A 6,849-nucleotide genomic window follows, 5' to 3' on the forward strand; every position below is an offset into this window, starting at 1 on the left:
TACTTACACTTACAACATATATTTGTACCCTAGTAACAATCCTGAATGGTTGCTTCGACATAAAGCAGAACTTCTTAAGTTAATTAAAAATAAGCTTGGTTGTCATGCTGAACACATCAATGTTACTACGATGAAATAAAATTACTAATTTGAAATTAGTATTGACTAGACTAATCAAAAATCGGGACTGAGAAATAAATCTCAGTCCCGATAAAAAAGCGGGTTAACCGCTATTTATATGGTTAACCCGTGCAGCTTTGGGAACGCGCAGAGAAATTGTTATTGCAATACCAACTTCACGTTAGCGTTTTGCAGACCGCGTTGTTTTACTTCAGCCAAAGTTTTGTTAACTGCATACTTTTGGTTGATTGAATTGATCAACTCGGTTTGGTTGTGCTTCTTAGCAACTCCCCACAAGTCAGCAATTAGGTCAAAAGAACCATCGCTGTTGCGAGTCAGGTTTGGTAGTTCACATCTTGCACCAGAAGATTAAAAATACTGCTTTAAATATTCCACATCCACGGACAAAATTAAATATATGAACACAACACCCTCTAAAATAGAAACAGATGAAATGCTCAAGTGGTTGAATCGTAACGGGAAGCGGTAGCGAGTCAGACGCTCAAGGATTCGCTACCGCTACGCTATCGAGCGTCTTGATTCTGATTCCTGTTAGCGGTAGCGGGGCGTTTAGCCCATTCTGACTTCTGAATTCTTCTTCAATTCTACAAGTGTGCAATCAGCTTAACAAAATCATTCAGATTGCATAAATTTTATTTAACACAACCGAGGACAAAATGATGACCATTATCACAATAGATGATGAACTAATTAATGAAATTATCGCACTCAGTCACTATGAAAATCCACAGGAAGCAGTCATTAACATATTATCCAATTACTTGCAGCAGCAAAAAAAAGAACTGCCTTTGTTTGAGCGACTACGTTTTATAGACGACGAATCTGCCGAAGATGATATCGCCTCGTTGTTTGAACGTGATAGAGATACAGGCAGGAATTTTGAACTATGACTTATCTAATAGACACCTGTGTAATGTCTGAGTTTGTTAAAAAAGCTCCCAACCCCCAAGTTAGTCAATGGTTTAATCAGCAACCGATTGAACAACTGTTTTTAAGTAGTATTACCATCGCTGAAATCAAAAAAGGGATTTATAAGATCCAAGACTCACAACCTGAACGATATCAAAAACTAAAAATATGGCTGCAAAAAGTAGAAACTGAATTTTCTTCTCATATTTTACCGATAAACGATGATATTTTAGATAATTGGGCAAAATTTTCTGCTTCTTCAGAATTGAAAGGTAAAAAATTAGCCGTAATGGATAGTCTAATTGCCGCAACAGCACATTATTATAAATTAACTTTAGTTACCCGCAATGTTGATGATTTTAAACTGACACCAGTTAAAATTATAAATCCTTACAGTCTTGAGTGAATTATGACCACCCAACCCGAAGCCGAACTAGAAGAATCCTTAATCACCCAACTGGATTATGCGTGTAGCTCAAACGCAAAATAGCCCTTATGAAAAATTGGGTAACTTAGCTCAAGCAGCTTTTAACCCTAGTTTAAATGTAGAATTGAGGCTGCAAGCTAGTATTAAACTACCAGTGGCATATAATGTTCCTGATTCCAATATTATTCACAATGTAGATGAGCTAGACTTATTTATGTTTAGCTGAGTACGAGTAAAGAATAAAAATCGGGACTGAGAAATAAATCTCAGTGCCGATAAAAAAGCGGGTTAACCGCTATTTATGTGGTTAACCCGTGCAGCTTTGGGAACGCGCAGAGAAATTGTTATTGCAATACCAACTTCACGTTAGCGTTTTGCAGACCGCGTTGTTTTACTTCAGCCAAAGTTTTGTTAACAGCATACTTTTGGTTGATTGAGTTGATCAACTCGGTTTGGTTGTGCTTCTTAGCAACTCCCCACAAGTCAGCGATTAGGTCAAAGGAACCATCGCTGTTGCGAGACCAGCCGAGGTCATATTCGCCATCCAACATCGCAACGATGTCAGAACGGACACGCTGACCGTTATAACCACGGACATCAGCTTCAGTCTTTACGCTGATACCTAAATCGCGCAAGGAAGCCTTGAGGATTTCGGCATCGGTGATCTTGGTACGCAGGGTGCTAAAGTGAGACATTTGGGGTTTCCTCCAATGAGAAGATTGAGAAAAACGACAACGGTTTGTTTCGGGCGAAGCCGCGTTTAACGGGATGCGGCTTTTTTTATAACTGCTAGCATTTTCAGCTAGCCTTTCCCCCTGGGATGGCAGAGGAAAGCTTTTAAAACTCCATTCGCTGATATTCAGCTACGGAGGATGCTGCGGGGCGTGCGCGCTGTCTGGCCCAATCTCTCAGAGCCGTTACTTGTTCTTGCATCGTTCGAGACAGCGGCAATGTTGCCTTTAGTGCAGCAATAATATCTAGTTGGGTGAACTCCCGATCTTGGGCAAAAGCTTCATACATTGCCGCAACGATCGCTTGCTCAACTTCTGCCCCAGAAAAGCCATCAGACATCTTGGCTAGTTGCTCAAGATCGAATCGAGAGATGTCTTCACGGCGTTTCGTCAGGTGAATATTGAAAATCTGCTGCCGTTCTTCCGGTGTTGGCAGATCCACAAAGAAAATTTCATCAAAGCGTCCTTTCCTCAAGAACTCGCCAGGTAAGCGTTCTACTCTGTTGGCAGTTGCCATCACGAACACTGGTGACTTTTTATCTTGCATCCATGTCAGGAAAGAGCCGAAGATTCTACTTGAAGTCCCCCCATCAGAATCGGAGGAACCTCCACTACCAGCAAAGGATTTATCCAATTCATCGATAAACAAAATCGCTGGGGAAATAGATTCTGCTGTTTTCAGGGCGTTTCGCAGATTTGCCTCGCTTCGTCCCACCATTGAGCCGTCGTAGACTCGCCCCATATCCAACCGCAACAGTGGTAAACCCCACAGCCGGGAAGTCGTTTTGGCAATTAAGGATTTACCGCAACCGGGAACTCCGAGAATTAACATCCCTTTTGGTTGAGGCAAACCATATTCTCTCGCTCTTTCGGTGAAAGCATTAGAGCGTTGTTTGAGCCATCTTTTTAACTCTTCTAAGCCACCTACAGCATCAATGGTTTCATCTTCTTCAATGTATTCTAAGATTCCATTGCGCCGAATTAGTTGCTTTTTCTCAGATAAAACTATATCTACTTCATCTTCCGTTAAACGCCCGGTAGTTACCTGTGCCTTCCGATAGACTTTCTCCGCTTCATCTTTAGTTAGACCTAAAGCGGCTCTGAGAAGCTTTTCTCTAGCCTCTGTTGTCAACCGCCGACCACGATTTTGGTCTATATGATAAGTGAGTACTTTATTTAACTCTGCCATATCTGGCAGTGTAAAGTCGATAACAACAACTTCTTTTTCCAACTCTATAGGTACTTGTTGCATCGGCGACATCAAAATGATGTTCTTTTGCGTACCTTTAAAGCTAGCGATCGCATCACGTAACGATCTGTTTGTTGCAGGCGCATCTATAAAGGGATGTAAATCTTTAAGAATAAATATACTGGGTTCTTTCTGCCGGATGATCCACTCAATTGCCGCCTCTGGAGACACGGTATTATGTTGGGTGACATTCCGGGGTTGACCATACTCCACAATCCCGTGTGTCACTGTCCAAACAAATACTCGGCGCAGGGGCTTTAACAACTGGGCGATCGTGGAAACTGCTTGCTCAGCCCGCTCTTCCTCGGAGGTCACAAGGTAGATTAAAGGGTATTGAGCTTGAATTAGGATATTGAGCTCTTCTTTCATACTTCGACCTACTTGAGACCTTATAGAGACAGTAGAGACATTGCTTCTGGTAAAGACAACCAAATCATGAATGAATAATTCAAATTCCTATCTATTTAGCAAGGAACTAACTCTTCCTCACCCTTGGTATGAGTTTCATCTTCATCCACATCAATGGAAAGATGTTGTTGACCAACTACTCCTGGTTGATTGCCCAAAGTAACTAGTTCCCCATCACGTAAGACTAATGAGCTATCACAAGTTGGGCATGAATAAACTCTATGAGTCCGCCCATAAGAAGAATCTTCTACCTCGTCAACCAATTCTGAATTAGACAGGTAAAAAACGAGGGCGCGTTCTGCAAGTTCTGACATTGGTTCGGAATCGACTGCTGAACGAATCTTCAATTTTCTGTGCAACTCTGGCGATAAATACAAAGTGACCTTTTGCTTAGTTTGCGTTTGCATATAACTCTTTAACGGTCTTACCCGGGTATGTATATCAAGTTATCGGTTTCTTTATTGGTTGTCAAGACGGTAAAACGTTTTGACGCTATTTTTGTTACATTTGTTTACATTTGAGGCTGAAATGCTGTTAAATTGAGGGATAAATCCCTCACTACAAACCTCCCAGAATTAATCAGGACTTACGCACTCAAAACCTGAAACCTCGATGGAAATTAGCGATCGCTAAAGCAACAATAAAGCAATAATTTTCCCGATTCGGAAATAGCTCGTAAATTGGGGAAGGTATCTATAAAGATTTAGTGACTTTGGCAAAATGTGTAATGTAAATGGCTACTGCTAATAAAATCTGTAGTTTGGGGCGAAGAATTTATTGGTTTACCGCCAGCGTCAGCGGAGTCATTGCCCTGTTTATAATTCTGTGGGGTTGTACTGCAAATGATTTTAACGCCGGAGCGATCGCCTGGAAAACTTATAGCAACTCCCGCTATGGCTTTGAATTTCTATATCCGAGTAACTGGACTTCTTTAGCAGCCCCAGCAAATGATGATGGAATGGCGTTTATTTCACCACAAGATAACTCAGTGGAAATTCGGGGATGGGCAAGTCAGCAATTGCCAAATTCAATTGTTACAGATCAAGAGTCTGTGAACAAGATAAAACCAAACTTCCAGACCGCCCAAGGAGTATCTGGGGTAATAGTTGTAGAGGTTGATCAACAACTAGGTTCGATGACACTGACACTAACTCAGAATCAAGTGAAATACTATTGGCAGGGACGAAGCAAGAGCCAAGAATTTCAAAATTACTATCGTTTGTTTTATTACATTGCCCAGCAGTATCGGATTTCCAAGTCCTGAGTCAGGAGTTAAGATAATTCCCCTTATTTTCCGCCATTTCCCTCTGCTTCCTCTGCTCGCCAAATCTACATCTCCTTGAGAATGATGATTAAGAGGGGACATAAACCTGATAGATTTAGCTATCAGCGAGTAAAAACTGGTTAAGATGAAAGTCCTGGTTATTGGTGGCGATGGGTATTGCGGTTGGGCAACTGCTCTTTACCTTTCCAATCGAGGTTATGAAGTTGGAATTTTAGATAGTTTGGTGCGGCGGCACTGGGATAATGAACTGGGTGTTGAAACTCTCACCCCGATCGCACCAATTCAGCAACGTCTTCAACGCTGGCAAGATTTGACTGGCAAATCTATCGATCTGTTCATCGGTGATATTACTAATTACGAATTTCTCAACAAAACGTTACATCAATTTCAGCCAAACGCCCTAGTGCATTTTGGTGAACAGCGTTCGGCTCCATTTTCGATGATTGACCGCGAACACGCAGTTCTTACCCAGGTCAATAATGTAGTTGGGACGTTAAATCTACTGTATGCCATGCGGGAAGATTTCCCAGACTGTCATTTGGTGAAACTGGGGACGATGGGCGAATATGGTACACCCAATATCGACATCGAAGAAGGGTACATCACCATTGAACACAATGGACGCAAGGATACTCTACCTTATCCCAAGCAACCTGGTTCAATGTACCATTTAAGCAAAGTCCATGATAGTCATAACATCCACTTTGCTTGCCGGATTTGGGGATTGCGGGCAACTGATTTAAATCAGGGTGTGGTTTATGGTGTCTTAACCGAAGAAACGGGGATGGACGAACTATTGATTAATCGGCTGGATTACGATGGCGTATTTGGTACAGCACTGAACCGCTTTTGTATTCAAGCCGCGATCGCCCACCCCCTAACCGTCTATGGTAAAGGTGGTCAAACTCGCGGATTTTTGGATATTCGGGATACAGTCCGATGTGTGGAATTAGCGATCGCTAACCCGGCACAACCAGGAGAATTCCGCGTATTTAACCAATTTACCGAACAATTCAGCGTCGGCGACATCGCATTGATGGTCAAAAAAGCTGGTAACGCTATGGGATTGAAGGTAGAAATTAATCACCTAGATAATCCCAGAGTTGAAAAAGAAGAACATTACTTCAACGCTAAAAACACTAAATTGCTCGATTTAGGTTTACAGCCTCACTTGCTCTCTGATTCTCTACTCGATTCTCTGTTAAACTTTGCCATCAAGTATCAGAAACGAGTTGATCACAAACAAATTCTACCTAAAGTCTCTTGGCATAGAAGTTAAGGTGACGTGGGATTTTCAGATTCCCCCTTGTTAAAGGGAGGTAAAAAACGGTTAGACTTTCTGCCATTTTATTACCGTGAGCAAGAGAGGATTTCAGTTATGAACCTCACTTGCACGATCCCTTTAACCTGTGGATGAATGATACTTTTAACTAATTAATGAGGCGTGAAACCCTACGCCCTCATGCTTTTCCTACTCCCATGCAAAACGTGGAAGTGAGAGAAAACCTAAAGTTCTAGAGCGCCATAACCATAATCAGGCAAGGGTTGCCAGACCAGATACTTCTATACTTTTGCAGAAATTGACCCAGAAATTAAATTCCTGAGCTAAGTATCAAAAAGTTGCAACTGGTGGTCTAGGCGGCTAAACGAAGAATTTGATCTAGCTCACGTGAGCGTGGCGTCAAGTCCCCTTCAGGAG

The 6,849-nt window shown here is 41.9% G+C and carries 8 protein-coding genes and 1 pseudogene; 5 read left to right on the top strand and 4 right to left on the bottom strand.

Annotation, left to right across the window (positions count from 1 at the left end; genetic code table 11):
* Positions 1–279 precede the first annotated feature (279 nt).
* Positions 280–456, bottom strand: a pseudogene (locus ACEW80_RS33940) (DUF1257 domain-containing protein); the annotation flags it as partial.
* Positions 457–797: 341 nt separating this feature from the next.
* On the opposite strand from ACEW80_RS33940, the gene ACEW80_RS33945 reads away from it, so the two are divergent.
* Genes ACEW80_RS33945 through ACEW80_RS33955 form a run of 3 tightly spaced genes read left to right on the top strand, consistent with a single transcriptional unit; the run spans position 798 to position 1,703 of the window.
* Positions 798–1,031 (top strand): type II toxin-antitoxin system VapB family antitoxin, encoded by a 234-nt coding sequence (locus ACEW80_RS33945; RefSeq protein WP_373530827.1) that lies wholly within the window; start codon positions 798–800, stop codon positions 1,029–1,031.
* Positions 1,028–1,456, top strand: coding sequence for a type II toxin-antitoxin system VapC family toxin (locus ACEW80_RS33950; RefSeq protein ID WP_373530828.1), 429 nt, complete (start codon positions 1,028–1,030; stop codon positions 1,454–1,456). The genes ACEW80_RS33945 and ACEW80_RS33950 overlap by 4 nt, the downstream gene beginning before the upstream one ends.
* Positions 1,457–1,514: 58 nt before the next feature.
* A complete protein-coding gene (locus ACEW80_RS33955; RefSeq protein ID WP_373530829.1) occupies positions 1,515–1,703 on the top strand; it encodes a hypothetical protein in 189 nt (62 codons plus the stop codon).
* 118 nt (positions 1,704–1,821) lie between these two features.
* Here the strand turns inward: ACEW80_RS33955 and ACEW80_RS33960 are convergent, their stop codons facing one another.
* The 3 genes from ACEW80_RS33960 to ACEW80_RS33970 all read right to left on the bottom strand — a co-directional run bounded on the left by ACEW80_RS33960 (position 1,822) and on the right by ACEW80_RS33970 (position 4,272).
* Positions 1,822–2,172, bottom strand: coding sequence for a DUF1257 domain-containing protein (locus ACEW80_RS33960; protein ID WP_012407317.1), 351 nt, complete (start codon positions 2,170–2,172; stop codon positions 1,822–1,824).
* A gap of 142 nt (positions 2,173–2,314) precedes the next feature.
* The gene (locus tag ACEW80_RS33965; RefSeq protein WP_373530830.1) at positions 2,315–3,826 is read right to left on the bottom strand and encodes an AAA family ATPase; all 1,512 of its coding nucleotides are present in this window, start codon (positions 3,824–3,826) and stop codon (positions 2,315–2,317) included.
* 95 nt (positions 3,827–3,921) lie between these two features.
* Complete coding sequence (locus tag ACEW80_RS33970) at positions 3,922–4,272, bottom strand: hypothetical protein (protein ID WP_373530831.1); 351 nt, start codon at positions 4,270–4,272, stop codon at positions 3,922–3,924.
* A gap of 326 nt (positions 4,273–4,598) precedes the next feature.
* Between ACEW80_RS33970 and ACEW80_RS33975 the strand changes: the two genes are divergently transcribed.
* Both ACEW80_RS33975 and ACEW80_RS33980 read left to right on the top strand, forming a co-directional pair.
* Complete coding sequence (locus ACEW80_RS33975; protein ID WP_373530832.1) at positions 4,599–5,129, top strand: hypothetical protein; 531 nt, start codon at positions 4,599–4,601, stop codon at positions 5,127–5,129.
* A gap of 145 nt (positions 5,130–5,274) precedes the next feature.
* Entirely contained in the window at positions 5,275–6,429 is a 1,155-nt protein-coding gene (locus ACEW80_RS33980; protein ID WP_373530833.1) for an NAD-dependent epimerase/dehydratase family protein, read from the top strand.
* Positions 6,430–6,849: the final 420 nt, after the last annotated feature.

Source organism: Nostoc sp., from assembly GCF_041747015.1.
In the GTDB taxonomy this organism is placed as follows: Bacteria; Cyanobacteriota; Cyanobacteriia; order Cyanobacteriales; family Nostocaceae; genus Nostoc.